29 protein-coding genes are annotated in these 25,901 nt (G+C 63.3%); 7 read left to right on the top strand and 22 right to left on the bottom strand.

Annotated features, from left to right (window positions below; genetic code table 11):
• Window positions 1-16: 16 nt before the first annotated feature.
• The 5 genes from coaD to HFRIS_RS01925 are packed head-to-tail and all read right to left on the bottom strand — an operon-like array spanning window position 17 to window position 4,668.
• Window positions 17-499, bottom strand: a complete 483-nt coding sequence (gene coaD / locus HFRIS_RS01945) for a pantetheine-phosphate adenylyltransferase (protein WP_006461533.1) — start codon at window positions 497-499, stop codon at window positions 17-19.
• Window positions 500-535: 36 nt separating this feature from the next.
• Complete coding sequence (gene rsmD / locus HFRIS_RS01940) at window positions 536-1,189, bottom strand: 16S rRNA (guanine(966)-N(2))-methyltransferase RsmD (protein ID WP_006461532.1); 654 nt, start codon at window positions 1,187-1,189, stop codon at window positions 536-538.
• 26 nt (window positions 1,190-1,215) lie between these two features.
• Entirely contained in the window at window positions 1,216-2,550 is a 1,335-nt protein-coding gene (locus HFRIS_RS01935) for a M16 family metallopeptidase (RefSeq protein WP_209442991.1), read from the bottom strand.
• A 26-nt stretch (window positions 2,551-2,576) separates the two neighbouring features.
• Window positions 2,577-3,233, bottom strand: a complete 657-nt coding sequence (locus HFRIS_RS01930; protein WP_006461530.1) for a ParA family protein — start codon at window positions 3,231-3,233, stop codon at window positions 2,577-2,579.
• A 55-nt stretch (window positions 3,234-3,288) separates the two neighbouring features.
• Window positions 3,289-4,668 (bottom strand): M16 family metallopeptidase, encoded by a 1,380-nt coding sequence (locus tag HFRIS_RS01925; protein ID WP_006461529.1) that lies wholly within the window; start codon window positions 4,666-4,668, stop codon window positions 3,289-3,291.
• Window positions 4,669-4,836: 168 nt separating this feature from the next.
• On the opposite strand from HFRIS_RS01925, the gene ftsY reads away from it, so the two are divergent.
• The 4 genes from ftsY (at window position 4,837) to rpoH (ending at window position 9,082) form a co-directional block, all read left to right on the top strand.
• Window positions 4,837-6,030 (top strand): signal recognition particle-docking protein FtsY, encoded by a 1,194-nt coding sequence (gene ftsY / locus HFRIS_RS01920; RefSeq protein ID WP_081626814.1) that lies wholly within the window; start codon window positions 4,837-4,839, stop codon window positions 6,028-6,030.
• Window positions 6,031-6,034: 4 nt separating this feature from the next.
• Entirely contained in the window at window positions 6,035-6,727 is a 693-nt protein-coding gene (locus HFRIS_RS01915; RefSeq protein WP_006461527.1) for a cell division ATP-binding protein FtsE, read from the top strand.
• Window positions 6,724-7,647, top strand: a complete 924-nt coding sequence (locus HFRIS_RS01910; RefSeq protein WP_006461526.1) for a cell division protein FtsX — start codon at window positions 6,724-6,726, stop codon at window positions 7,645-7,647. Before HFRIS_RS01915 ends, HFRIS_RS01910 begins: the two co-directional genes overlap by 4 nt.
• Before the next feature lie 535 nt (window positions 7,648-8,182).
• Window positions 8,183-9,082 (top strand): RNA polymerase sigma factor RpoH, encoded by a 900-nt coding sequence (gene rpoH / locus HFRIS_RS01905; protein WP_039873983.1) that lies wholly within the window; start codon window positions 8,183-8,185, stop codon window positions 9,080-9,082.
• Between the two features lie 90 nt (window positions 9,083-9,172).
• Here the strand turns inward: rpoH and HFRIS_RS01900 are convergent, their stop codons facing one another.
• Genes HFRIS_RS01900 through HFRIS_RS01880 form a run of 5 tightly spaced genes read right to left on the bottom strand, consistent with a single transcriptional unit; the run spans window position 9,173 to window position 13,171 of the window.
• Window positions 9,173-9,763 carry an SCO family protein gene (locus tag HFRIS_RS01900; RefSeq protein ID WP_006461524.1) on the bottom strand — a complete coding sequence of 197 codons (591 nt, stop codon included), beginning with the start codon at window positions 9,761-9,763 and terminating at the stop codon, window positions 9,173-9,175.
• 4 nt (window positions 9,764-9,767) lie between these two features.
• On the bottom strand, window positions 9,768-10,661 hold the full coding sequence (gene cyoE / locus HFRIS_RS01895) for a heme o synthase (protein ID WP_006461523.1): 894 nt from the start codon (window positions 10,659-10,661) through the stop codon (window positions 9,768-9,770).
• The gene (locus HFRIS_RS01890) at window positions 10,658-11,794 is read right to left on the bottom strand and encodes a COX15/CtaA family protein (protein ID WP_006461522.1); all 1,137 of its coding nucleotides are present in this window, start codon (window positions 11,792-11,794) and stop codon (window positions 10,658-10,660) included. The genes cyoE and HFRIS_RS01890 overlap by 4 nt, the downstream gene beginning before the upstream one ends.
• A gap of 41 nt (window positions 11,795-11,835) precedes the next feature.
• A complete protein-coding gene (locus HFRIS_RS01885) occupies window positions 11,836-12,462 on the bottom strand; it encodes an SCO family protein (protein ID WP_006461521.1) in 627 nt (208 codons plus the stop codon).
• On the bottom strand, window positions 12,449-13,171 hold the full coding sequence (locus HFRIS_RS01880) for an SURF1 family protein (RefSeq protein WP_006461520.1): 723 nt from the start codon (window positions 13,169-13,171) through the stop codon (window positions 12,449-12,451). Before HFRIS_RS01880 ends, HFRIS_RS01885 begins: the two co-directional genes overlap by 14 nt.
• A gap of 105 nt (window positions 13,172-13,276) precedes the next feature.
• Between HFRIS_RS01880 and HFRIS_RS01875 the strand changes: the two genes are divergently transcribed.
• Window positions 13,277-13,477 (top strand): twin transmembrane helix small protein, encoded by a 201-nt coding sequence (locus tag HFRIS_RS01875; RefSeq protein WP_006461519.1) that lies wholly within the window; start codon window positions 13,277-13,279, stop codon window positions 13,475-13,477.
• Between the two features lie 83 nt (window positions 13,478-13,560).
• Here the strand turns inward: HFRIS_RS01875 and HFRIS_RS01870 are convergent, their stop codons facing one another.
• From HFRIS_RS01870 to HFRIS_RS01840, 8 genes are all read right to left on the bottom strand, one after another.
• Window positions 13,561-14,421, bottom strand: coding sequence for a cytochrome c oxidase subunit 3 (locus tag HFRIS_RS01870; RefSeq protein ID WP_039873976.1), 861 nt, complete (start codon window positions 14,419-14,421; stop codon window positions 13,561-13,563).
• 169 nt (window positions 14,422-14,590) lie between these two features.
• Window positions 14,591-14,821, bottom strand: coding sequence for a DUF2970 domain-containing protein (locus HFRIS_RS01865; protein ID WP_006461517.1), 231 nt, complete (start codon window positions 14,819-14,821; stop codon window positions 14,591-14,593).
• Between the two features lie 28 nt (window positions 14,822-14,849).
• Complete coding sequence (locus HFRIS_RS01860; protein WP_039873973.1) at window positions 14,850-15,422, bottom strand: cytochrome c oxidase assembly protein; 573 nt, start codon at window positions 15,420-15,422, stop codon at window positions 14,850-14,852.
• Entirely contained in the window at window positions 15,419-15,529 is a 111-nt protein-coding gene (locus tag HFRIS_RS25670) for a cytochrome oxidase small assembly protein (protein WP_006461515.1), read from the bottom strand. Before HFRIS_RS25670 ends, HFRIS_RS01860 begins: the two co-directional genes overlap by 4 nt.
• Before the next feature lie 39 nt (window positions 15,530-15,568).
• Complete coding sequence (gene ctaD / locus HFRIS_RS01855; protein WP_006461514.1) at window positions 15,569-17,197, bottom strand: cytochrome c oxidase subunit I; 1,629 nt, start codon at window positions 17,195-17,197, stop codon at window positions 15,569-15,571.
• An 18-nt stretch (window positions 17,198-17,215) separates the two neighbouring features.
• Entirely contained in the window at window positions 17,216-18,376 is a 1,161-nt protein-coding gene (gene coxB / locus HFRIS_RS01850; RefSeq protein ID WP_006461513.1) for a cytochrome c oxidase subunit II, read from the bottom strand.
• A gap of 22 nt (window positions 18,377-18,398) precedes the next feature.
• Window positions 18,399-18,869 carry a DUF2244 domain-containing protein gene (locus HFRIS_RS01845; RefSeq protein WP_006461512.1) on the bottom strand — a complete coding sequence of 157 codons (471 nt, stop codon included), beginning with the start codon at window positions 18,867-18,869 and terminating at the stop codon, window positions 18,399-18,401.
• Between the two features lie 452 nt (window positions 18,870-19,321).
• Window positions 19,322-20,272 (bottom strand): methyltransferase domain-containing protein, encoded by a 951-nt coding sequence (locus HFRIS_RS01840; protein WP_006461511.1) that lies wholly within the window; start codon window positions 20,270-20,272, stop codon window positions 19,322-19,324.
• A 102-nt stretch (window positions 20,273-20,374) separates the two neighbouring features.
• On the opposite strand from HFRIS_RS01840, the gene HFRIS_RS01835 reads away from it, so the two are divergent.
• Both HFRIS_RS01835 and HFRIS_RS01830 read left to right on the top strand, forming a co-directional pair.
• The gene (locus HFRIS_RS01835; RefSeq protein ID WP_039873970.1) at window positions 20,375-21,262 is read left to right on the top strand and encodes a ComF family protein; all 888 of its coding nucleotides are present in this window, start codon (window positions 20,375-20,377) and stop codon (window positions 21,260-21,262) included.
• A 58-nt stretch (window positions 21,263-21,320) separates the two neighbouring features.
• Window positions 21,321-21,803 carry a tRNA (cytidine(34)-2'-O)-methyltransferase gene (locus tag HFRIS_RS01830; protein ID WP_006461509.1) on the top strand — a complete coding sequence of 161 codons (483 nt, stop codon included), beginning with the start codon at window positions 21,321-21,323 and terminating at the stop codon, window positions 21,801-21,803.
• Between the two features lie 72 nt (window positions 21,804-21,875).
• On the opposite strand, the gene HFRIS_RS01825 is transcribed toward HFRIS_RS01830, so the two are convergent.
• From HFRIS_RS01825 to HFRIS_RS01810, 4 genes are all read right to left on the bottom strand, one after another.
• The gene (locus HFRIS_RS01825) at window positions 21,876-22,670 is read right to left on the bottom strand and encodes an ABC transporter ATP-binding protein (RefSeq protein WP_006461508.1); all 795 of its coding nucleotides are present in this window, start codon (window positions 22,668-22,670) and stop codon (window positions 21,876-21,878) included.
• Window position 22,671: 1 nt separating this feature from the next.
• Complete coding sequence (locus HFRIS_RS01820; protein ID WP_006461507.1) at window positions 22,672-23,565, bottom strand: ABC transporter permease; 894 nt, start codon at window positions 23,563-23,565, stop codon at window positions 22,672-22,674.
• Between the two features lie 129 nt (window positions 23,566-23,694).
• The gene (locus tag HFRIS_RS01815) at window positions 23,695-24,666 is read right to left on the bottom strand and encodes an ABC transporter substrate-binding protein (RefSeq protein WP_006461506.1); all 972 of its coding nucleotides are present in this window, start codon (window positions 24,664-24,666) and stop codon (window positions 23,695-23,697) included.
• 130 nt (window positions 24,667-24,796) lie between these two features.
• Window positions 24,797-25,777 carry an ABC transporter substrate-binding protein gene (locus HFRIS_RS01810; protein WP_006461505.1) on the bottom strand — a complete coding sequence of 327 codons (981 nt, stop codon included), beginning with the start codon at window positions 25,775-25,777 and terminating at the stop codon, window positions 24,797-24,799.
• Between the last annotated feature and the right edge of the window lie 124 nt (window positions 25,778-25,901).

Below are 25,901 nucleotides of genomic sequence, written 5' to 3'. Positions count from 1 at the left end.
TGTGGATCGCCTGGCCTTATTGCTTGGCGATCTTTTCCTTGAGCCATTTCTCGACCGAAGGAAAGACGAACTTGGAGACGTCGCCGCCCAGCTGAGCGATCTCGCGCACGATGGTGCCGGAGATGAACTGGTACTGGTCGGAGGGCGTCAGGAACAGCGTCTCGACGTCCGGCAGCAGGTAGCGGTTCATCCCCGCCATCTGGAATTCATACTCGAAGTCGGACACCGCGCGCAGGCCGCGCACGATGACGCGGGCATTGTTCTGGCGCACGAAATCCTTCAGCAGGCCGGAGAAACTCTCCACCTGGACATTCGGATAGTGGCCCAGCACTTCATTGGCGATCGACAGACGCTCTTCGAGCGAAAAGAAGGGTTTCTTGTTTTTGCTGTCGGCTACGCCCACGACCAGCTTGTCGAACAATCCGGAAGCGCGGCGGACCAGGTCCTCATGCCCACGCGTCAACGGATCGAATGTCCCTGGATATACAGCTGTGACCATGGTGTCTCCTCACCGGCTATTCAATCAGAAGGCGCATTATGCCTCAATTCGGGCACTGCTTTTGCGTTGCAATAAATGATAGAAGACCATGCCGGCCTTGTCGGCGCGGACCACTTCCCAGTCTTGCATCCACGCCGGGGCATCGTCGCCGTCGAGCGGGAATTCGGCTTCGGCATAGACCAGCCCGGATGGGGTGAGCAAAGTCATGCAGGCAGGCAACACTTTTTCCAGCCAGCCCTGGTGATACGGCGGGTCGATGAACACCAGGCTATAGCCGCCGGGCTCGCGCTGGGCCGCATTCTGGGCGGCCGCCAGGGCGTCGCCGCGCAGGATGGCGACGGCGTCGGCCTTGAGCTTGTCACGATTGGCTTCCAGCTGGCGTACCGCCGGGCTGCTGTTTTCCACCATCACCACGCGAAGCGCGCCACGGCTGGCGGCCTCGAAACCAAGGGCGCCGGAGCCGGCGAACAGGTCCAGGCAGGCCACCTGGGCCCAGTCGCCATCGATCAGGTGGGTGATCCAGTTGAAGACGGTTTCGCGTACGCGGTCCGGCGTGGGGCGCAGACCTTCGGCATCCAGCACCGGGAGCGGGGTGCGCTTCCACTGGCCGCCGATGATGCGGACCTGGTGCGGGCCGCGATTGACGGGCTTGCCCGGTGGGGCGGACTTGGGGGGACTGCTCTTGCTCATGACTTTCCTTGCTGCTGATTGTGCCTTTATGGGGCGTCGTCACCGACGATGACCGTGGACAGCTGCGCCGGCTGCACATGGCGGCGGAAGGCGGCGCGCACGTCCTGCACGCTGACGGCGCGGACGCGTTCGATCCAGTGATCCAGGTAATCCAGTGGCAGGCCGTAGAAGCCGATGACGGAGAGGTTTTCCAGCAGCTTGGCGTTGCTGTCGATGCGCAGCGCGAAACCACCGGCCAGGTTGTCCTTGGCGGCCTTGAGCTCGGCGGCGGTGGGGCCGTCCTGGAGGAATTTGTCGAGCGTGGCGCGGGTCACGCGCAATGCTTCGGCGGTCTGTTCCTTCTTGGTCTGCAGACCGATCTGGAAAGGACCGGGCTGGGCCAGTGGCGAGAAGCCGCTATAGACGCTGTAGCTCAGGCCGCGCTTTTCACGCACTTCGTCGGTCAGGCGCGAGACGAAACCGCCGCCGCCCAGCACATAGTTGCCCACCGTCAGCGCGAAGAAATCATTGTCGCCACGCTGCAGGGCCGGGGCGCCGATGAGGATATGGGATTGCGAGGCCGGATGGGCGATACGCGTTTCTCCCCCTTTAGGCGTGGGCACCGGTGGCAGCGCCGGCAAGGCTGCACCCTGCGGCAACTGACGGGTGAGTGCGCTGGCAATGGCACGGGCCTGGGCTTCGGTGATATCGCCGATCAGGGCGATGACGGCGCGATTGGCCACGTAATGGGCGCGGTGGAAGGCCACCAGGTCGTCACGGGTGATGGCCTGCAGGCTGGCTTCATCCGCGTCGACGGCGTAGGGGTGCGTGCCATAGGCCGCTTGCATGAAGGCTTTTTCGGCGATGGCTTCAGGTTTGGTCAGTTCTTCCTTGATGTTGGCGATGGCCAGGGCCTTGTCGCGATCCAGCCCGGCCTGCGGGAAGCTGGGATGGGCCAGCATGCGCGCCAGCAGGCCTAATGCGACGTCGCGCTGGGCCGGAGCAGACAGGGTGCGCAGGCTCACACCGGCGCGGTCCTGGCCGGCCCCACCCTGCTGCTGGGCGGCGACATCGGCGAAGCCATCCAGGATCTGTGCTTCGGACAGGGTGGCACTGACGCCCTCAGCACCCTGGCCGGCGTCCACGCCACGCGTGAGGCTGGCCACGGTCAGTTCGGCCAGGCCGGCCTTGGCGGCGGGATCACGGCGCTGGCCGGCGTCGAATTGCACGCTCACGTCCAGCATGGGGATGGAATGGTTGGCCACGAACAGTACACGGGCGCCGTCGGGCTGGGTCCACGATTGGATCGCCAGGGCTGCCGAAGCAGGGGCGCTGCTCAGCAGGCTCAGCGGAAGGAGGAGAAAACCTAAGTATTTTTTCATGGAAGCCTGGAATCGAAACCTGCGGATCATCCGCGTTGTGCATCTTGTTCATTGCCCTTGGCGCTGGCCAGCCACTGCAGGATGGGCTGCCATTGCTCCAGATCGCGCTGTACGCGGGACGGGGCGATATCCCACAGCGTCAGGCCGTGCGCGGCCAGCTGGACGTAGTTCTGGGTGTCGCGCAGATAACCCAGCACCGGCAGTTTCAGGCCCTCGATGAAGCGCTGCAGCTGCTCGGCCGACCGGGTACGGGCATCGACCCGCATGCCGACGATGCCGACGTCGATCTCCCCTTCGCGCACCGCCCTTTCACTGGCCAGCCGACGCAGGAAGTCCTGGGTGGCCAGGATGTCGAAGATCGACGGCTGCAGCGGCACCAGCACCTTGTCGGCCAGCTTGAGGGCGTCGTTGAGGCGCCAGCCATGCAGCCCGGCCGGGGTATCGAGCACGACGTGGCTGGTTCCCTTGGGGGGCTTGGCGACGTAGTCTTCCTTGACTTCCCAGGTGGCAATCGGACGGGCCTGCTCCGGGCGGATGGCGAGCCAGGCGCGTGAAGACTGCTGGCGGTCGATATCCCCCAGCAGGACGCCATGGCCCTGGCTGGCGAAATAGCCGGCCAGGTTGGTGGCCAGGGTGGTCTTGCCGACACCCCCTTTGGGGTTGGCGACGACGATGACGGGCATGTTTTCCTCCGGCAAGGACTGGGAAGACTCTCGGTGGCCGCTGGCGGCACGCGCCTCAGTGCAACAGACCGGCCGGTGGCGGCGCGGGCTTCTTGCCATCCAGCGGCAGCGGCACCAGCGTGGCCACGGTCAGGGTGTCATCGCCGAAGTATTTGCGAGCCACTTCCTGTACCTGGGCGGCGGTGACGCTGTTGAGGCGATCGATGATGCGGTCGATGTTCTTCTGGCCCAGTCCGACGGTTTCCAGCATGCCGATTTCCATGGCCTGGCCGAAGACGGAGTCGCGCTTGTAGACCTGGGAGGCGATCAGCTGGGTCTTCACGCGCTGCAGTTCCTGTTCGGAGACGCCCTCGTTGGCGATGCGGGTGACTTCGGCCCGCAGCAGGGTTTCCAGTTGTTCGGTGGTGACGCCATTGGCCGGGCTGCCTTCCAGCGTGAACAGTACCGGGCCACGTGCCACGCCGCTGTAGCTGGCGCCCACGGAGGTGGCCTGGTTGCTGGTGCGCACCAGCTGCGCGGTGAGGCGGGCGTTGTCATAGCCATCCAGCACGGCCGAGAGCACGTCCAGGGCATAGGCTTCCTGGTCCTGCTCCACCTGGCGCAGGGCCGGCACCTTCCAGGCCATCACCACATAGGGATTCTCGGCCGGCGCCTTGACGGTGACGCGGCGCATGCCGATCTGCTGGGGTTCGTTCTGCGGCCTGCCGCGTGGCAGGGCGTGGGAGGGAATCTTGCCGAAATACTTCTTGGCCAGCGCCAGCACGCGCTGGGCATCGACGTCGCCGGCCACCACCAGGGTGGCGTTGTTGGGGGCATACCACTGGCGGTACCAGCTGGCGATGTCCTGCACCGTCATGTGCTGCAGGTCATCCATCCAGCCGATCACCGGATGGTGGTAGGGATGGGCGGTCCAGGCGGCGGCGTTGAGGGCTTCATTCAGGAGGCCCATGGGCTGGTCATCGGTGCGCCAGCGGCGCTCTTCCATGATGACGCGGATTTCCTTGGCGAATTCGTTGGCGTCGAATTGCAGGTTGGCCATGCGGTCGGCTTCCAGGGCCATGACCTTTTCCAGGTGGCTCTTCTCGATCTGCTGGAAGTAGGCGGTGTAGTCATTGGCGGTGAAGGCATTTTCCTGCCCGCCCAGTTCGGCCACCAGGCGGCTGAACTCGCCCACCTTATGGTTGCGGGTGCCCTTGAACATCATGTGTTCCAGCGCGTGGGAGACACCGGTGGTGCCGTTGAACTCGTCGACCGCACCGACCTTGTACCAGACCATCTGCACCGCCGTGGGCGCGCGCCGGTCTTCCTTGACCACCACCTTCATGCCATTGCCGAGCACGAATTCGCGCGCCGGCTCGGCCTGTGCCGGGGTGACGCCACCGGCCAGCAGGCTGAAGAGGGCAGTGGCGAGAAGGGCTCTGATCTTCAAATTCATGGGCTGTGCTCTGATAAAATGCTGGATTCATTGACCCTGGCGGCCATGCGCGGGGCTTGTGGAAGGGCAATTGTAACCTGTCCACTGCGGTTGTCAGGACAGCCATGCGCGCCTCCCCTCCCGCCTTCCCGCCCCGGCCGCAGCCCGAATCCAGCCTATCGCCATCCGATGTTCAGTTTCTTCAAGAGAAAACCCAAACCGGAAGCGCAGCCCGCGCTGCCGCCCCAGCCCGAAGCGGCGCCGCAGCCGGCTCCCACTCCGGTAGAGCCCGTACCGGCAGCCCCCGTCTCACCTGCTGCTCCCGTTGCCCCCGCGCCGATGGTGTCAGCACCCGCAGTCGCGCCTGTAGCGGCGCCTACCGTGGCCCCTGCGCCGCCAGTGCTGCCCGAGGCGGTTCTGCCCATCGAGGATGCGGTCGAAGAGGAAGTGGAAATCGTCGCCGCGCCCGAGCCGGAACCGGAGGTCAAGCGCTCCTGGCTGTCGCGCCTGAAGGCGGGGCTGTCCAAGACGTCCAGCAACCTCACCACCCTGTTCGTGGGAGCGCGCATCGATGACGATCTCTACGAAGAACTGGAATCGGCACTGCTGGTGTCGGACGCTGGTGTCGAGGCCACCCAGTGGCTGCTGGACGAACTGAAGAAGAAGGTCAAGGCCGAGCGCCTGACCGAAGCCGCCCAGGTGCGTACTGCCTTGCGCACGCTGCTGATCGACCTGCTGCAACCGCTGCAGCGTCCACTGGTGCTGGGCCGCGACAAACCGCTGGTGATGATGATCGCCGGCGTCAACGGTGCCGGCAAGACCACGACCATCGGCAAGCTGGCCTTGCACCTGCAGGCCCATGGGCAGTCGGTACTGCTGGCCGCCGGCGACACCTTCCGCGCCGCCGCCCGCGAGCAGCTGGCGGTCTGGGGCGAGCGCAACAATGTGCAGGTGATCGCGCAGGAATCCGGTGATCCGGCCGCGGTGGCCTATGACTCGGTGCATTCGGCGCAGGCGCGCGGTACGCATGTGGTGATGGTCGATACCGCCGGCCGCCTGCCCACGCAATTGCACCTGATGGATGAACTCAAGAAGATCAAGCGGGTCATTGCCAAGGCGATGAGCTCGGCCCCCCATGAAGTGCTGCTGGTCATCGACGGCAACACCGGCCAGAATGCGCTGGCCCAGGTCAAGGCCTTCGATGATGCGCTGGGGCTGACCGGCCTGGTGGTGACCAAGCTGGACGGCACCGCCAAGGGCGGTATCCTGGCTGCCATCGCCAAGACCCGCCCGGTGCCGCTGTATTTCATCGGCGTGGGGGAGAAGATCGAAGACCTGCAACCGTTCAACGCCACCGAATTCGTCGATGCCCTCCTGAGCTGAACTGATGATTGAATTTACCCGGGTTTCCAAGCAATACGCGCGCGAGGTCTACGCCCTGCGCGACATCACGCTGTCGGTAAAGAAGGGCGAATTGATCTTCCTGGCCGGCCCTTCGGGCGCCGGCAAATCGACGCTGCTGAAGATGATCGCGGCCATCGAGCGCCCCACGGCGGGCAAGCTGAGCGTCAACGGCACCGACATCGGTGGCATCAAGGCTTCCGGCCTGCCCTACCTGCGCCGCAATCTGGGGCTGATCTTCCAGCAGCAGAAGCTGCTGCTGGACCGCAACCTGCTGGCCAACGTGATGCTGCCGCTGATTGTCACCGGTTCCTCGCGCCAGGACGCCGAAAAGCGCGCCCGCGCCGCGCTGGACAAGGTGGACCTGCTGGGCAAGGCCATGTGTGAACCGCTGGAACTGTCCGGTGGCGAGCAGCAGCGGGTGGCCATTGCACGGGCCATCGTCAACCGTCCGCAGATCATCCTGGCCGACGAACCGACGGCCAACCTGGACCGCGCCAATGCCAACAAGGTGCTGGCGGCCCTGAAATCCTTCCATGGCGTGGGCGTGACCTGCCTGATCTCGACCCATGATGAGCAATTCCTGACCGGTGCCGACCGCATCGTCTACCTGGACCGCGGCCGCATCGTCGATGGCTGGCACAACGGCGTGGCCAATCCGGTGGAGGTATCGCCATGAACTGGTTGAGACAGCATTTCGCCGCCATCGCCGACGCCTTGCGCCACCTGCTGCGCTCGCCGGGCAACTTCGTGCTCAACGTGCTGGTGGTCTCGATTGCGCTGGCGCTGCCCTTCGCGGGCCTGTCGGCGCTGGAAAACGTGCGCCCGATCTCGGACCAGATGTCGGTGGAGCCGGAAATCAGCATCTTCATGAAACCCGAGGCCAGCCGCGATGCTGCACTGGTAGTGGGCAAGACCATCAACCAGGTGTTGAAGGACGGCAACACCAACGGCAAGGTCGAGTTCATCCCGCGCGAAAAGGCCTTCGATGCCTTGAAGAGCAAGACCGGCCTGGCCGATGTGCTCAATACCCTGGGCAGCAATCCGCTGCCGGACAGCTTCGTGGTGCGCCTGCCGGGCTTCGAGAACGCCATGAATGCCGGCCGCGTCGATGACATCGCCCAGCAACTGAAGAAACAGGCCGGCGTGGATACGGTGCAGATCGACTCGGAATGGGTCAAGCGGCTGGCGGCGTTGCTGCGCATCCTGCGGCTGGTGCTGCTGTTCCTCGGCATTACGCTGGGTGCGGTGGTGGTGGCGGTGGTGTTCAATACGATCCGCCTGCAGGTGATGACGCAGCGCGACGAGATCGAGGTGTCGCGCCTGTTCGGGGCGACCAATTCCTTCATCTACCGGCCCTTCTATTACACCGGCGCGCTGCTGGGCGGATGCGCCGGACTGGTGGCGCTGGGGTTGGTGGTGGCGGCACAGCAACCGCTCAATGCGGCCATCCTCGACTTTGCGCACCTGTATGCGTCGGAATTCCAGCTGGCCCTGCCCAGCCCCATGGCCATCGCCCTGCTGCTGGCCGTGAGCGCCCTGCTGGGCCTGTTCGGGGCAATGCTGTCGGTGCATCGGCAGCTGGCCCGCAAGGCCTGAGGCTGTTCCTGGCGCCTCCAGATCGAAGCCCGCAGTAGCGGGCTTCGGTTTTTCTGGCATCGGAAACACCGGTGGAACTCCTCGCCCTGCAATAATTCCAAGTCTCGTACGTCTTCCCAAGGGTGGTCGCCGGTCCCTGCCGGCAAAGCGGCACTTCTGTCTGTGCTCCCTTTTCTGCCCTGGCGTCTGCCTCTTTCCAGCCCCGTGGCGCGCTGCAAAAATTGTTACAAGTTTCTCGCCTGCTTTTGACCCGCATCGCAACTTTTGTCGCCCAAAGGCGACTAATATGAAGGGGAAATAATGCAATGAGGGACTGATCGGCAATAGTCGTCGGCTATCAACGCTTCCCAATCATGCTATTAGCACTCTGGGGTGACGAGTGCTAGAATACCTTATCGAATTGCTCCAGTTTTATGTGAGCACTGCAACAAACCGAGACGATGCGCGCCCGCTGCGCATCTGCCGCGCCAAGCCACCGACGCCGGCCCCCAAGCTTACCGCTTCATACTGTTTCCGCTAGGAACGAGGAGAATCCATGAAAACTGCGTCTGCACAAACTGCACTCATGCCTGCCGAGTCCAATGCACTCGCGCTGGGTTTTTCCGGCAGCCTGGGCAATATCGACGCGTATATTTCCGCAGTGAACCGCCTGCCCATGCTGACCCACGAGGAAGAGATCAAGCTGGCCCGCGACCTGCGCGAAAAGAATGATCTGGGCGCCGCCCAGAAGATGGTGTTGTCGCACCTGCGCCTGGTCGTCTCGATCGCCCGTGGTTACCTGGGCTATGGCCTGCCGCACGCCGACCTGATCCAGGAAGGCAACATCGGCCTGATGAAGGCCGTCAAGCGTTTCGATCCGGCGCAGAACGTGCGTCTGGTGTCCTACGCCATGCACTGGATCAAGGCCGAGATCCACGAGTACATCCTGAAGAACTGGCGTCTGGTGAAGGTTGCTACCACCAAGGCCCAGCGCAAGCTGTTCTTCAACCTGCGCAGCCACAAGGAAGGTCTGGACGCGATGACCCCGGCCCAGGTCGAGGCGCTGGCCAAGACCCTGGACGTCAAGCGCGAAGAAGTGATCGAGATGGAAACCCGTCTGTCCGGTCGCGATATCGCCCTGGAGTCGCCCACCGATGATGAAGATGACAAGTTCGCGCCCATCGCGTACCTGTCTTCCGACAATTCGGAGCCGACCCGTGTCATCGAGGCCAAGCAGTACGATCGCCTGCAATCGGAAGGCCTGGAAGCCGCACTGTCCAAGCTGGATGACCGCTCGCGCCGTATCGTCGAAGCCCGCTGGCTGGCCAATGACGATGGTTCGGGTGCCACCCTGCATGAGCTGGCCGATGAGTTCGGTGTGTCTGCCGAACGTATTCGCCAGATCGAAGCGGTGGCATTGAAGAAGATGAAGACCTCACTTGAGGCCTATTCCTGATCCGACTGATCCGACTGATCAGCATCGCAGCAACAAGAAAGGCGCCCTCGGGCGCCTTTCTTTTTTCCAGCTCTGGTTGGCCTCTGCGGCTCAGTTCAACAGCAGCTTGATGTCATGCGTCAGGGTCTGCGGTCCCTGGCCGTGCTTGACGAACAGGCGGATGTGGCCCTGGGTATCGAACACATAGCTGCCGGCCGTGTGATCCATGGTGTAGCTGCCGGGCTGCTTGCCCGGTACCTTCTGGTAGAACACCTTGAATTCCTTGGCGACCTTCTCGGTCTGCGGCAGGTCACCGCGCAGGCCCAGGAAACGCTTGTCGAAGGCCGGCACGTATTGCGACAGCACTTCCTGTGTATCGCGCTCGGGATCAACGGTGACGAAGAGCACTTGCACCTTGTCCGCCTCAGGCCCCAGTCCCTTCATGACATTGGCCATCTCGATCATGGTGGTCGGGCAGACGTCCGGGCATTGGGTGTAGCCGAAGAACATGACCACCACCTTGCCCTTGAAATCGGCCAGGGTGCGCGGCTTGCCGTTGTGGTCGGTCAGGGCGAAGTCCTTGGCGTAATCGAGGCCGGTGACATCGGTATTGTTGAACTTCAGCTCAGGCTTGGACGGGCCGCAGGCCGCCAGCAACGTTGCGCAGCCGGCCAGCAGCAGCGCCGAGAAAAATCTTTTCATGGGCTCAGAAACCGCGGAACAGGAAATAGTGATCCACCAGCAGTACCGCGAACAGGATGGACAGGTAGACGATGGAATAGGCGAAGGCCTTGCGCGCGATCAGGTCGGTGTAGCGGCGATAGATCTGCCAGGAATACCAGAAGAAGATCGCGCCCAGCACGACCGCCGTGGCCAGATAGATCAGGCCGCTCATGCCAATGGCAAAGGGCAGCAGGCTCACGGCGAACAGCGCGATGGTGTACATCAGGATGTGCAACTTGGTCACATCCATGCCGTGCGTGATGGGCAACATGGGCAGGCCAGACTTGGCGTAGTCGTCACGGCGGTACATGGCCAGCGCCCAGAAGTGTGGTGGCGTCCAGATGAAGATGATCATCACCAGCACCCAAGCCTGCATCGGTACGTCGTTGGCGATCGCAGCCCAGCCGAGGGCGGGTGGCATGGCGCCGGCCAGGCCGCCGATGACGATGTTCTGCGAGGTGGCCGGCTTGAGGATGATGGTGTAGATGATGGCGTAGCCGACGAAGGTGGCGAAGGTCAGCCACATGGTCAGCGGATTGACCAGGTTGTACAGCACCCACATGCCCAGGCCGCCGAGTACGCCCGAGAACACCAGCGTCTGCGGCACCGTGATTTCGCCGCGCGCCAGTGGCCGGCGGGCGGTGCGGGCCATGCGCGAATCGATCTCGCGCTCGACCAGGCAATTGATGGCGAAGGCGGCCCCGGCCAGGAGCCAGATGCCGACCGTGCCGAAGATGACCTTGTGCCAATCCGGCAGATCGGGCGTGGAGAGGAACATGCCGATCACGGCACAGAACACGGCCAGCTGCGTCACACGCGGCTTGGTCAGTGCCCAGTACTGGGCGATGCGGTTGGGTTGGGCGGTCAGTGTGGTCATGGCGTGACGGGCCGGGCGGATGCTGGTGGAGCAGCGACGGCCAGGCCGGAGGGTGCGTAACGGACCTTGTAGTTTAACATGACCATGAGGATGACCAGCAGCGCCGCCCCGCCGTTATGGACCACGGCAATGGCCAGCGGCCAGTTCAGATAGATGGTCGCCAGACCGGTACAGAGCTGCAAACCCAGCACGATCAGCATCCAGCGGGCGGTCTTGCGCAAGCCCTCGTCACGCAGGGCGCGGTGTGCCAGCCATACAACATACAAGATCACGACAAAGGCAAAACTGCGGTGCACCCAGTGGATTGCGGTCAGCGCTTCGACCGGCAGGTAGTCGCCAGCCGAGGTCATGCCCAGGTGGCGCCACAGGGTAAAGCCGTGCTCGATGTCCATCTGCGGCACCAACTGGCCGTTGCAGAGCGGGAAATCGGAACAGGCCAGCGCCGCATAGTTGGTACTCACCCAGCCCCCCAGCGCGATCTGCAGCGCCAGCAGGGCGGCGCCGATGGTGGCTGGCACGATCAAGGCGCGCCCGGCCGCAGAAACCGGCACATGGGTCTCCTGCCGCGCGCCCAGCCAGGCCAGCATGGCCAGCAATGTCAGGCCCAGCAGCAGGTGAATCGTGACGATGACAGGTTGCAGCTTCATGGTCACGGTCCAGGCACCGAAGGCCCCCTGCAGGCAGACGAAGCCCAGCAGGGCCGTGGGGAACCAGGGTCGGAACTGCAGCTCGGTCCTCCCCGATCTGATCCAGCGCCGCCACGCCGTCACCATCAGCACGATGATCAGGAAGCCCACCGCCATGGCGAAATAACGGTGGATCATCTCGATCCAGGCCTTGGCCCAGGTGACCGGGCCGAAGGGCATGGCTTCCTGGGCGGCATTGATGTGTTCATGCGCCAGCAGCGGATTGGCGTGGCTGTAGCAACCCGGCCAGTCGGGGCAACCGAGGCCGGAATCGGTCAGGCGCGTGAAGGCGCCGAACATGATCAGGTCGAAGGTAAAGAACAGCGTCACCCACACCAGCTTGCGGTATTTGTTGGCCACGCCCTGTGCGCGCGAAACCAGCGCCAGGGGGATCAGGGCGACCACGAGCCCGGTCAGGCCCAGTTGTATCAGCGTCGTTGCATTCATCTTGATTCAAACTTGCGTCAGCATGCGTGCCGGCCCGGGCATCACCCGATGGCCGAAGCGCGCAGCAGCTTGGAAATGTCCTTCTTCATCTTGCCGGGATCGGGGTCCTTGGGGAAGCGCATCATCAGATTGCCCAGCGGGTCGATCAGGTAGATGTGGTCTTCGAGCGAGGTACCGGCATCGACCGGCAACCAGGACTGCAATTTGCCGGCGTCCACCCGAAGGATATCGGTTCCGTCGTATTCGCGCAGGAGCAGGGTCTGGATGGGTGCGCGATCGGTCACCAGCCAGACGCGTTCGACGCGCTCCATCTCCTTGCCCTGCATCAGCCGCAGCTGGCGCATGGTCAGCAGTTTCTGCTGGCAGGGCGCGCCGCATTCGCCGCGATCCACCTGCAACATCACCCACTTGCCCTTGTAATCCTCAAGCCTGGCAGGGCTGCCATCGATGGCGCTGCTGCCCAGGTCGGGAATCGGATACTGGCGCGGCTCGATCAAGGCGCCGTAGTTGTTGCGGCTCTGCGGCTTGACCACGTAGTAGGTGAAATAGGAGGCGATCAGCGGCGCAGCACAGACCGCCACGATGGCCAGCATCTTCCAGCGACCGAGGCGGCGACGGCGCGCATCTTCCAGGGACGCCGGCTTGGCAGGGACTTCAGGCTTTGTCATGACGACCACGTTTGTATCCTGTCACGATGAAAAAAATCAGTGCCATGGCGGCCAGTGCATACCACTGCACCGCGTAACCGCGATGGCGGTCGATGCCCAGCGAAGGTGCGGGCCAGTCGCGTACCAGCGCATCGCCGGGCTTACCGCCCTGCTCTATCACCAGCGGCGAAAGCGCCATGCCGCTGGCCTGCGCCAGTGCGGGGATGTCCAGATTCTGCAGGATGGCCTGTGGCCGGGGCGCATCGGCCTGGCCCAGCTGCAGCACGTGGCCGGCATCATGGCGCAGCACGCCCTCAACTTCCGTCACACCCGCAGGTGGTGCCACCTGCGGTACCCGCGTGCGATCGGCCGCATCACGCGGCGCCCAGCCGCGCGCCACGACCACGGCCTGCGGGCTGCCTTCCGGCTTGAACAGCGTGAGCACGTGAAACCCGACGGCGCCATTGTAGGGACGATTTTCCAGATAGAGCGTCCACTGCGGAATGAACTCGCCACGCAGCTTGATATGGCGGAATTCCATATCGCTGGTGACCGCGTCCGCAGGCAAGGTCAGCAATGGCGTTTCGCTCGCACGCGCCTGCATGCGCTGCTGCAGGGCGGTTTTCTCCGCCGCCCGATGACTCTGCCACTGGCCCAGCGCGATACCGGCGGCGGCCACGATCAACGTGGCGCAGAAGGGGATGAGGCGAAAGCGGAATCTGGTCGGCATCGGGGAGGTTTGGCCTTACAATGGCCTCAGAAGCGGGATGCAAAAACTAAGTAAACCAACGCAGCATACCGCAAGCCAGCGGACCGAGACAGGAATTCTACCGCCATGAAAATCATCGTCGCCATCGCCTTCATCCTGATCCTGGCCAGCCTGGCCTCGGCACTGATCTTCCTCATGCGCGACAAGGGCAAGAGCAATCGCACGGTCCAGGCGCTGACCTTGCGGGTGGGCTTTTCGGTGGCGCTGTTCCTGTTCATCCTGCTGAGCTACAAGCTGGGCTGGATACAGCCGACCGGCATCCGCTGAAACCTTCCCTCACATGAAAAGGCCGCACCGAAGTGCGGCCCTCACCTGACTGGACTGTCTGGATTGCCAGGAATTCACCAGGCTTACAGCCAGTACACCACCACGTACAGTCCCAGCCACACCACGTCCACGAAGTGCCAATACCAGGCCGCACCCTCGAAGGCAAAATGGTGGGTCGGCGTGAAGTGCCCCCGCAGCAGGCGATACAGCACCACCGACAGCATGATCGCGCCCATGGTCACGTGGAAGCCGTGGAAGCCGGTCAGCATGAAGAAGGTGGAACCGTAGATGCCCGAGGTCAGCTTCAGGTTCAGCTCATGGTAGGCGTGGATGTATTCGTAGGCCTGGAAGCCCATGAAGACCGCACCCAGCAGGATGGTGAGGAAGAGCCACACCGCCGTCTGCGTACGATGACCGGCGCGCAGCGCATGGTGCGAAATGGTCAGCGTCACGCCGGAGGTCAGCAGCAGCAAGGTGTTGATGGTGGGAATGGGGAACGGTCCCATGGTGGTGAAGTTCTCTACCGTTCCTGCCGGGCCGACGTTGCCCCACTGACCTGCGAAGTCGGGCCAGATCAGCTTGTGATCGAGGTCAGCCAGCCAGGGCATGGTGATGCTGCGGGCATAGAACAGCGCACCGAAGAAGGCGGCAAAGAACATCACCTCCGAGAAGATGAACCAGCTCATGCTCCAGCGATAGGAGAGGTCGATGCGCTCGCTGTAGAGACCGGACTCGGATTCGCCGATGGCGTCGCCGAACCAGTAATACAGCACCACCAACACCATCAGGATACCGAGGATATTGACATAGGGCGCCCACGACACCCCGTTGACCCAGGCCGAGGCCCCGATCATGGTGATGAGCATGGAAATGCCTGCCATCATCGGCCAGCGCGACGGGCCTGGAACGAAATAATGGGGCGCCTTGGCTTGCTGAGAACTCATGTTCTTCTCCCGGTACGAAATCCGATTACGGTTGCCTGGTCTGGTGCTGCATTCATCTGTGGTGAATGCCATTGCCTTCCAGGTTCACTTTTTCTTAATGCTCAAATCCATCGCTGCCTCTGCCGGCCCGCTCAATGGCCACCCACGTCCCATGCGCCTCCCCACCCACCTAGCCACCCGCCGCACTGGCCACCACCAGCTTGACGATGGTCACCAGGATGGCAATGAAGATGGCCGCGCCGAGGATGCCGGCGATGATCACGTGCACCGGATTGAGCCTGGCGGCATCCGATTCGTAATCCTTGCGCTTGCGCACGCCGAAGAAGGACCAGAACACCGCCTTCATCGTCGCGCCGAACGAGGCCTTGCGCTGCGCTGCCTGTTTCAGCTCATCGTCCAAACCGTCTCCTCGCAGGGCCAGCCCTGCTTCAGCCTGCCGTCTTGTCCTTGCCGTTGATCTCGAAGAAGGTATAGGACAGCGTGATCGTGGTCACCTCCTTGGGCAACTTCGGATCGATATAGAACACCACCGGCATCTGCTTGGCCTGGTTGGGCCCCAGCGTCTGCTGGGTGAAGCAGAAGCACTCCACCTTCTTGAAGAAGGCCGCCGATTGCTGCGGCGCATAGCTGGGGATGGCCTGGGCGTCGACATTGCGCGCCTGGGTATTGACCACCTCGTAGGTGACTTGCGTCATCTCGCCCGGATGCACCTGCATGCTGGTCACCGTGGGCCGGAAACGCCACGGCCCCTGGGCATTGCCATCGAACTCCACCGTGATCGTGCGCGTCTTGTCGATCTGCGTATTGGCCGGCGCCTCTACCGTCACGTCCTTGGGGGTGAGGAAATTCACCCCGGTCACTTCGCAGATCTTGCGATAGACCGGGATCAGCGCGTAACCGAAACCGAACATCAGTACCGCCACCACGACCAGCTTCCTGAGCATTGTGCGGTTCAGGCCACGCTCTTCTGCTTGTTGCTCCTGATCCGATGGACGAGTCATTTGGCGAACCAGATACGGTTGATGAAAATCCCCACGAAGAAGGCCAGCGCCACGAGCCCCAGCAGCAGGCCGGTGCGCAGGTTGTTGGGCTTCTTGCGTTCGCTCATGGCGGCTCCGTTGACGTAGGTTGTCTTGTCCACAGGCGCTTACTTCACCACCGGCGGTTCTTCAAAGGTGTGGAAGGGCGCCGGGCTGGGCACGGTCCACTCCAGGCCTTCGGCGCCATCCCAGGGCTTGGCTTCGGCCTTCTGGCCGCCCTTGATGGACGGGATCACCACGAAGAACAGGAAGTACACCTGCGACAGGCCGAAACCGAAGGCGCCGATGGAGGCGACCATGTTGAAATCGGTGAACTGCGCCGGGTAGTCGGCATAGCGACGCGGCATGCCGGCCAGACCCAGGAAGTGCATCGGGAAGAAAGTGATGTTGAAGGTGATCAGCGAGGCCCAGAAGTGGAACTTGCCGCGCCATTCGTTGTACATGTAGCCGGTCCACTTAGGACCCCAGTAGTAGTAACCGGCGAAGAGCGCAAACAGGGAACCGGCCACCAGCACGTAGTGGAAGTGGGCCACCACGTAATAGGTGTCCTGCATCTGGATGTCGATGGGCGTAACCGCCAGGATCAGGCCGGTGAAGCCGCCCATGGTGAAGACGAAGATGAAGCCCACCGAGAACAGCATCGGCGTCTCGAAGGTCATGGAGCCGCGCCACATGGTGGCGATCCAGTTGAAGATCTTCACGCCGGTGGGCACGGCGATCAACATGGTGGCGTACATGAAGAACAGCTGCGCGGTCACCGGCATGCCGGTGGTGAACATGTGGTGCGCCCAGACGATGAAGGACAGGATCGCGATCGAGGCGGTCGCATACACCATGGAGGCATAGCCGAACAGCGGCTTGCGGGCGAAGGCCGGGATGATCTGCGAGACGATGCCGAAGGCCGGCAGGATCATGATGTAGACCTCGGGGTGACCGAAGAACCAGAAGATGTGCTGGTACATCACCGGGTCACCACCGCCGGCGGCGTTGAAGAAGGAGGTACCGAAGTGACGGTCGGTCAGCGTCATGGTGATGGCACCGGCCAGCACCGGCATGACGGCGATGAGCAGGTAGGCGGTGATCAGCCAGGTCCAGCAGAACATGGGCATCTTCATCAGCGTCATGCCGGGCGCGCGCATGTTGAGGATGGTGACGATGATGTTGATCGAGCCCATGATGGAAGAGGCACCCATGATGTGCATGGCGAAGATGCCCATGTCCATGCCCGGCCCCATCTGGGTCGACAGCGGCGCATACAGCGTCCAGCCGGCAGCGGTGGCGCCACCCGGCACCAGGAAGGAACCCGCCAGCAGCAGCGCGGCCGGAGGCAGCAGCCAGAAGGAGAAATTGTTCATCCGCGCAAAGGCCATGTCGGAGGCGCCGATCTGCAGCGGGATCATCCAGTTGGCGAAGCCCACGAAGGCCGGCATGATCGCGCCGAACACCATCACCAGGCCGTGCATGGTGGTCAACTGGTTGAAGAATTCGGGACGGAAGAATTGCAGACCGGGATGGAACAGCTCGGCCCGGATCAACAGCGCCAGCACCCCGCCGGAGAGCAGCATGGTGAACGAGAACCACAGATAGAGCGTGCCGATGTCCTTGTGGTTGGTGGCGAAGAGCCAGCGCCGCCAGCCGTGGGGGTGATCGTGCGAATGATCGTGGTGATCGTCGTGAGCATGCCCATGCCCGTGATCGTGGGAATGGTCGGGGGCGTGGTCGACAGTGGTAGTCATGTCCGGTTCTCCAAACGATTACTTGCGGGCGGCCAGCACTTCGGCCGGCTGCACGATGTTTTCCGCGGCCTTGTTGGACCAGGCGTTGCGCGTGTAGGTGATGACGGCGGCGATCTCGGTGTCGTTGAGCGAGCCCTTCCAGGGCGGCATGGCGTTCTTGCCGTTGAGCACCAGGTGGATCTGGTCAGCCTTGGGGCCATTGACCACCGGGCTGCCATCGAGCGCCGGGAAGGCGCCCGGCAGACCCTTGCCGTTGGCCTGGTGGCAGGTCACGCAGTTGGCGGCATAGACCTTTTCGCCACGCTGCTTCAACTCGTCCACGGTCCAGGTCTTGGTGGGGTCATCAGCCTTGGCGGCCATTTCCTTCTTCTTTTCGTCGACCCACTTCTTGTAGTCGTCATCGCTGACCACGTTGACCACGATGGGCATGAAGGCGTGGTCCTTGCCGCACAGTTCCACGCACTGGCCGCGATAGGTGCCGATCTTCTCGGCGCGGAACCAGGTATCGCGCACGAAGCCGGGGATGGCATCCTGCTTCACGCCGAAGGCGGGAATGGTCCAGGAGTGGATCACGTCGTTGGCGGTGGTGACGATGCGCACCTTCTTGTTGACCGGCACCACGACGGGGTTGTCCACCTCAATGAGGTAGTTGTCGTTCTTCTTCAGCGAGGGATCGGTGATCTGCTCGCGCGGCGTGGCCAGGTTGGAGAGGAAGGAAATGCCTTCCCCTTCGCCCTTGAGGTAGTCGTAGCCCCACTTCCATTGCATGCCGGTGACCTTGATGGTGAGGTCGGCATTGGAGGTGTCCTTCATGGCGACCACCGTCTTGGTGGCCGGCAGGGCCATGCCGATCACGATCAGGAATGGCACCACGGTCCAGGCGATTTCCACGGTCGTGCTTTCGTGGAAGGTGGCGGCCTTGTGGCCGACCGATTTGCGGTGCTTGATGATGGAATAGAACATCACCCCGAACACCGCCACGAAGATCACCAGGCAGATGATCAGCATCAGGATGTGCAGGTCGTAGATCTGCTCGGCGATCTTGGTCACCGGCGGCTGGAAGTTCATCTGCAGCACGGCCGGCCCCCCCGGACTGTCCACCACTGCCCAGGCCGGCAAGCCGGCTGCCAGCAGCGAGGCACCGAGGGTCAGGGATTGAAGGCGCTTCGCAAGTTTCATGGATTTCCTCAAAAGCCCAAAATTATAAGAATGAGAGTGCAGCCGTCCCGCCGGCCCTGGCGGAGAGTGCGCGCTCCAGCTCCTGCGCGAATTCGTATCGCTTCCACTCGCTCATGAACCGTCCCACTTCCACGCGCTGCCCCCGGCTCTCCAGAGCCACCAGTGCCTGGCGTCCTGCTGGAAAAGCGATGCGCATGCCATGCAACTGCAATTTGCTGCGATGCCGATGACTGCCCTGGAAGAGTTCGACCACCAGGCCATCATCGACCAGCATCACTACTTCGCGATCCGTGGCGTGACGGGCGTAGACCAGCATGGCCGCGCCCACCGCCAATAATTCAATGACTGAAAAAAACAGGATGGTCCAGGCGCCGTGGAGCGTGAAGCCCAGCGCGACCGTGAGTGAAACCGTACAAAGGATTGCGAAGACCCACGCCAGCTGACGTGGCGCAATCGAACAATTGCGCTTCAATATCCATTCCCGCGTCTCCATAGCACCTCGCCAGCATGATTGTCGGTCGAGCGTGTCTCTGTTTCGATCCGCTGCAGGATCACTCACTGGATGGCGGGGGCGGCCCGGTCTTGCTGGGTGGCCTGCCTGGTCTTGGCGCTATCCGTGGCTATCCGTTTTGCGGTCTTTATTTATTCTTGCTATTTGTTCGTGCTGGAATTTCTTTGTGTGAATTTTTTTACCCATTTGAGTATAAGGGCTAACGTCGCCATGGATCAAGCACGCACCGCCGCATTGACAACGGCAGCGCCGGCGGCCGCACCAGCACACCCCGCCGCCCCCCGCACAGCGGCCATGGGTCTGGCTTGGCGGGCGACTACAGGGTGTGCAGGGGTGAGGCCGGGCGTCACGATACAGCAACTATGCGCACAGCCAGATAGTGCTGTGCGACTAAGCCTTATATGAAGCAACGGATAAAGTGGCGGACCAAGCGCCTATCGCGGGGGCCGTTCGAAACGGATGATGCTCTCCCCGGCCGCCGTGGTCTTGGGGACCGGACGGAAGGCGTGGCCATAGATGATCTCGAAGGTCAGCGGGATCTTGCCGTCGGGCTTGCGCATGGCGTCGAAGGCCGCCAGCAGGCGCTGGTACTGATGGCGGCTCATCATGCTGCGGCGCCGCGATTCGAGGGGATTGCCGCCCCAGGCACGCACGTCTTCCAGCAGGCGCTGAGGGGTTTCATAGGTCACGGTGATGGTCTCCATGTCCATGACGGGCGTGGAGAAGCCGGCATTGACCAGCATGTCGCCAAAGTCGTGCATGTCGACGAAGGGCAAGGTGTGCGGTGCAAGATCGATGCTCTCGAAGGCGCTGCGGACCTCGCGCAGGGTATCGGGACCGAAACAGGAAAACATCAGCAGCCCTTCCACCCGCAGCACCCGGCGCCACTCGGCAAATACCCGGTCGGGCTGGGGGTGCCAGTGCAGGGCCAGGTTGGACCAGACCAGGTCCAGCGCATTGGCGGCCAGCGGCAGCTGGGCGAAATCGGCGCAGGCCAGTTGCGGACCGTTGGCACCGGCATCAGGGCCAGCGCCCAGCCATTTGTTGATGGAGCCGAAGAGCCGGTTCATGGCCGTCTGCGCGCCGCGCTGGTGCTCGGCGGCGCGGGCCAGCATGCCGTAGGCACCATCCAGGCCGATCACGCTGGCCTCGGGGTAACGCTTCTGCAGCACCGGCAGGTCGGCACCTTCGCCGCAACCGGCGTCGAGCACCTCGCGCGGTTCTATCTTCACCAGGGCCAGGCGCTCCTGCATGCGCGCCGACACTTCGCGACGCAGGAAATCGGACTCGGCCACCCGTTGCGGCTGGCCAAAACGGCGACGTACCAGGGGCAGATCGATGGGAGCGCTCAGCTTGGCGCTGGCTGTAGGCGGCGGCAGGGACATCGGGATCGGGTGTAGGGAAACAGAGGGGCAGCAGATCCGGGAGGGCTGATGCGATAATGCGCGTAGTTTAGTCGAAATCCATTTTTCCCGGGCGCCGCACGCATGGACCCCAAACCGCCAACTTCCCCTGCCAAACCGGCCCAGGCCAAGCCCGCCGGCGCTTATCGCGCCGTCACTGGCAAGCCGCCGACGTCGTCGAAGTCGTCCACGTCGTCGAAACCGTCGAATTCGGGCAAGCCAGCCGGTCCCGGCTGGCTGCAGCGGCTGCTGGCGCACATGCCGCAGTTGCTGCCCTCGTCCTGCGCGCTGTGCGGCGCGGCCGGGCGCGAGACGCTGTGCGCGCCCTGTCACAAGCGCTTCTATACCCGCCAGCACCGGCGCTGCATCCAGTGCGCCCTGCCGATGCCGGTCACCGGCAAGGAACTGCGCTGCGGCGCCTGTCTCAAGGATCGCCCGGCCTTCGACGCCACCATTGTCGCCACCGATTACTTCGCGCCGTCCGACCAGCTGGCGCTGGCCCTGAAATTCGGCGCAGACCTGCGCCTGGCCCCCTTGCTGGCCCGCCTGATCTTTGACGCCTCGCGTCGCAACCCGGTCCCCGGCAGTGATGTGCAGCTGGCCATGCCGACGCTGCTGGCACCGGTACCGCTGGGACTGGCACGGTTGCAGGAGCGCGGCTTCAACCAGGCGCTGGAGATTGCCAAGCCCCTTTCACGGATGCTGGAGATCCCCCTCAATGGCCGCCTGCTGGAACGCAAGAAGGAAACCCAGGCGCAATCAGCGCTACCGGTAGGCGCACGGGCCCGCAACGTACGCTCGGCCTTCGCCCTGCCCTTCGCAGCGATGGACCAGGTACGCGGCCTGCACGTGGGCATCGTCGATGATGTCATGACCACCGGCGCCACCTTGAATGAAGTGGCGATCGTGCTCAAGCGGCACGGCGCGCGCCGGGTGACCAACCTGGTCTTTGCCCGCACCCTGCCGACCTGAGCGCAGGCCGGCCCCTTATTCCCTTTATTGCTTGTCCCATTTCCCGCAGGAGAGTCTTTTGTTCCACGTCGTCCTGGTCGAGCCGGAGATCCCTCCCAATACCGGCAACATCATCCGCCTGTGCGCCAATACCGGCGCGCAACTGCATCTGGTCGAGCCGCTCGGCTTTCCGCTGGACGACGCCAAGATGCGGCGCGCCGGGCTGGACTATCACGAATACGCCAACATGCAGGTGCACCCCGACTGGGACAGCTTCCTGGCGCACCGGCGTGAAGACCCGCAGTTCGATGAAACCCGCATGTTCGCCATGACCACCCATGGCTCGACGCCTTTCGCGGGGCTGGCCTTCCGTCCTGGCGACACCTTCGTCTTCGGCTCCGAAACGCGGGGACTGGCGCCGGAGCGGCGCGAATCCTTCCCCACGACGCAACGCATCCGCCTGCCGATGCGCCCGGGCAATCGCAGCATCAACCTGTCCAATACGGTGGCGGTGGTGGTCTATGAGGCCTGGCGGCAGAATGGCTATGACGGCGGTAGCTGATTACCGCTTGCGCTCATGAAAAACGGCTCCCGAGGGAGCCGTTTTCTTTTTGCAGCGTCAGCTGGCTGAGGATCACCCCAGCAGCAGGGCATCGTCGGAAAGTTTCTCTCCGCGCGTCTGCTCGAACATCTTCAGCAGGTCCGGCACGTCCAGCCCGGCGCGTTCCGGCCCGGAGACGTCCAGCACCACGCGACCCTGGTGCAGCATCACGGTGCGGTCGCCGTAGTCCAGCGCCTGGCGCATGCTGTGGGTCACCATCATGGTGGTCAGCTTGCTCTCGGCGACGATCTTGGCGGTCAGCTCCAGGACGAAGGCAGCGGTCTTGGGGTCCAGCGCGGCGGTGTGCTCGTCCAGCAGCAGGATGCGCGAGGGTTGCAGCGACGCCATCAGCAGGCTCACCGCCTGGCGCTGGCCGCCGGAGAGCAGGCCGATGCGGTCGGTCAGGCGATTCTCCAGCCCCAGGTTGAGGATGGAGAGCTTCTCGCGGAACAGCTCGCGCATCTTGCCGCGAATGGCGAAATTGAAGCCACGACGACGGCCACGCGCCATGGCCAGGGCCATGTTTTCCTCGATGGTCAGCGCTTCGCAGGTGCCGGCCATCGGGTCCTGGAAGACACGCGCCACCAGACCGGCGCGGTCCCATGCCTGCTTGCGGGTGACATCGGTACTGTCGATCTCGATCTTGCCTGTATCGACCAGCAGGTCACCGGAGATGGCATTGAGGAAGGTCGACTTGCCGGCACCGTTGGAGCCGATCACGGCCACGAACTGGCCGGTCGGGATTTCCAGCGAGAGGCCACGCAGGGCCGGGTTCTCGATGGGCGTACCGGGATTGAAGGTGATCTTGAGATCGGTGGCTTTCAACATCTCAGGCTCCCTTTCTCAGCAGTTTGAGCTTGCGCTTGCCCATGGGCAGCACCAGCGCCAGCATCACCAGCACGGCCGTCACCAGGTTCAGGTCCTGCGCCTGCAGGCCGATGAAGTCGCTGTTGAGCGCCAGGGCGATGAAGAAGCGATACAGGATGGCGCCCAGGATCACCGCCAGGGTGGTCCACACCAGGCGGCGCGCCGGCAGGATGTTTTCGCCGATGATCACGGCCGCCAGGCCGATGACGATGGTACCGATGCCCATGGAGATGTCGGAGCCGCCCTGGGTCTGGGCGAACAGCGCGCCCGCCAGTGCGACGAGGGCGTTGGCCAGCGCCATGCCGGCCAGCGTGGCGCGGCCGGTGGCGATGCCCTGGGCGCGCGCCATGCGGGCGTTGGCGCCGGTGGCACGCATGGCCAGGCCGATCTCGGAGGAGAAGAACCAGTCCAGCATCAGTTTGGCGATGGCCACCACCACCAGCAGGATCAGCGGACGGGCGACGTAGTCGGGGATCGCCTCCGGCTGCAGGATGGTGAAGATGGTCGGCTCGGAAATGAGCGGAACGTTGGGCTTGCCCATCACGCGCAGGTTGATCGAGTACAGCGCGATCATCATCAGGATACTGGCCAGCAGGTCCATGATCTTCAGGCGCACGTTCAGCCAGGCGGTGGTGAAGCCGGCCAGGGCGCCGGCCAGCAGCGCCACGAAGGTGGCCAGGAAGGGATTGAAGCCGGCCGCGATCATCGTGGCCGCCACGGCGCCACCCAGCGGGAAGGAGCCATCGACGGTAAGGTCAGGGAAAACCAGAATGCGGAAGGAAATCAGCACTCCGAGGGCCACCAGGCTGAAGATCAGGCCGATCTCCAGGGCGCCCAAGAGGGTATACAGCGACATAAAAAGGCTTTCTTAAAAAACACATTCGGCACGGCGCGATACGCCATGCCGAATGTCTTCTGCGTTACGCCGGCCGCGGCAAGGGTGATGCAGCCGCCGGCGGTGCATGTCCGGACCGTCAGGACAAGCTTAGTTGAGCACCTTGGTGGCCGACTTCAGGAACTCCGGCGACAGGGTCACGCCCTGCTTTTGCGCCGCCGAGGTATTGACGTACAGCTCCAGGTTCTTGACGGGCGACGAGGCGATATCGCCGGCCTTCTCGCCCTTCAGGATACGCGCCACCACCTTGCCGGTCTGGCGGCCCATATCGTAGAAATTCACGCCCAACGCCGCCACGGCGCCGCGCTTGACACTGCCGGTATCGGAGGCGATCAGCGGGATCTTGGCATCGTTGCAGACCTTGGCCAGCGACTCGAAGACCGAGACCACGTTGTTGTCGGTGGTGGTGTACATCACGTCGATCTTGCCGATCAGGCTCTTGGCGGCCGGGGCCACGTCCACCGAGCGCGGTGCAGCGGCTTCCACCAGGGTGAAGCCGGCTTTCTGCAGCTCGCCCTTGAGGTTGTTCAGGGCCGACACGGAATTGGCTTCGCCCGGATTGTAAACCACTCCGACGCGCTTGGCCTCGGGCACCACGCGCTTGATCACCTCGACCTGCTTGACCGGGTCCAGCATGTGCGACAGGCCGGTCACGTTGGTACCGGAGGGCTTCCAGTCCTTGACCAGCTGGGCGGCCATGGGGTCGGCGATGGCCGAATAGACGATGGGGATGCTCTTGGTGGCGGCCACCATCGGTTGTGCCGACGGGGTGCCGATGGCGACGATCACGTCGGGGTTGTCACCGACGAACTTCTTGGCGATCTGGCCGGCGGTGCCCGCATTGGCCTGAGCGCTCTGGAAATCCCACTTCAGGTTCTTGCCGGGCTCGAAGCCTTCGGCGATCAGTTCGTCCTTGGTGCCGTCGCGCACGGCGTCCAGCGCCGGGTGTTCGACGAAGGAAGTGATGGCCACCACCTTCTCGGCAGCCAGGGCCGAGGCACATACGGCGCTCAGCGCCAGCGCACCGGCGATGGCGCGCAGGGATTGGGACAGGGCAAACATGTTCATCTCCTCATGATGGTAGTCGGTGCCTCGGCATGATTGTGGCCGGGCATCCTGTTCGTTCTGGTCGCAGGCAGCAGGGCGCCTGATGTGCCGATCCCGCCTTGCAGCGGGATCGACAGGTTCACTTTTATTGCTTGATGACGGTCTTGGCCGAGCTCACCAGTTCCGGCGAGAGGGTCACACCCTGCTTCTGCGCGGCGGCGGTATTGACGAACAGCTCCAGCTTGCTGCTGGTGGCCGAGGCGATGTCACCCGGCTTTTCACCCTTGAGGATGCGGCCGACCACCTTGCCGGTCTGGCGACCCAGGTCGTAGTAATTCACGCCCAGGGCAGCGATGGCGCCACGCTTGACGCTGTCGGTGTCGGAGGCCACCAGCGGGATCTTGGCATCGTTGCCGACCTTGACCAGTGCTTCATAGGCCGAGACCACGTTGTTGTCGGTGTTGGTATAGATCACGTCGACCTTGCCGATCAGGCTCTTGGCGGCCGAACCGACGTCCACCGAACGCGGTGCAGCGGCTTCCACCAGGGTCATGTTGGACTTGGCCAGCAGTTCCTTGAGCGCCTTGACCACCACGGCGGAGTTGGCTTCACCCGGGTTGTAGACCATGCCCACGCGCTTGGCATTGGGCACTACGCGCTTGATCAGGTCGATCTGCTTGTCCAGTTCCAGCAGGTCGGACACGCCCGTGACGTTGGTGCCGGAAGCCTTCCAGTCCTTCACCAGCTGGGCCGCGACCGGGTCGGTCACGCCGGAATAGACCACCGGGATGCTCTTGGTGGCGGCCACCAGGGCCTGGGCCGACGGGGTGGCGATGGCGACGATGACATCGGGCTTGTCACCGACGAACTTGCGGGCGATCTGGGCGGCGGTGCCGGTGTTGCCCTGGGCACTCTGGTATTCCCACTTCAGGTTCTTGCCGGCTTCGAAGCCTTCTTCCTTCAACTCGTCCTTCACGCCGTCACGCACGGCATCCAGGGCCGGGTGTTCGACGATGGCGGTCACCGCGACCGACTTGTCGGCAGCCATGGCCGGAGCTGCGCAGACGGCAGCCAGGGACAGGGCGGCGACCATTGCGCGCAGTGTCAGCTTGTTGTTGTAGGACATGCAGTCTCCCTAGAAAAATGTGGATGGATTACCCAAAAACCCGAAAGACGGTAAGTCTAGCCTAGCGGATGTGAACAATCAATTTGGAACGGCGCATAAAAAACGCATGTTTGGCCCGCTCCAG

The sequence above is a fragment of the Herbaspirillum frisingense GSF30 genome, from assembly GCF_000300975.2.
Taxonomy (GTDB): Bacteria; Pseudomonadota; Gammaproteobacteria; order Burkholderiales; family Burkholderiaceae_D; genus Herbaspirillum; species Herbaspirillum frisingense.
The sequence above is the reverse complement of the archived record's forward strand: the minus strand, read 5'-3'. Positions and strand labels throughout refer to the sequence as shown.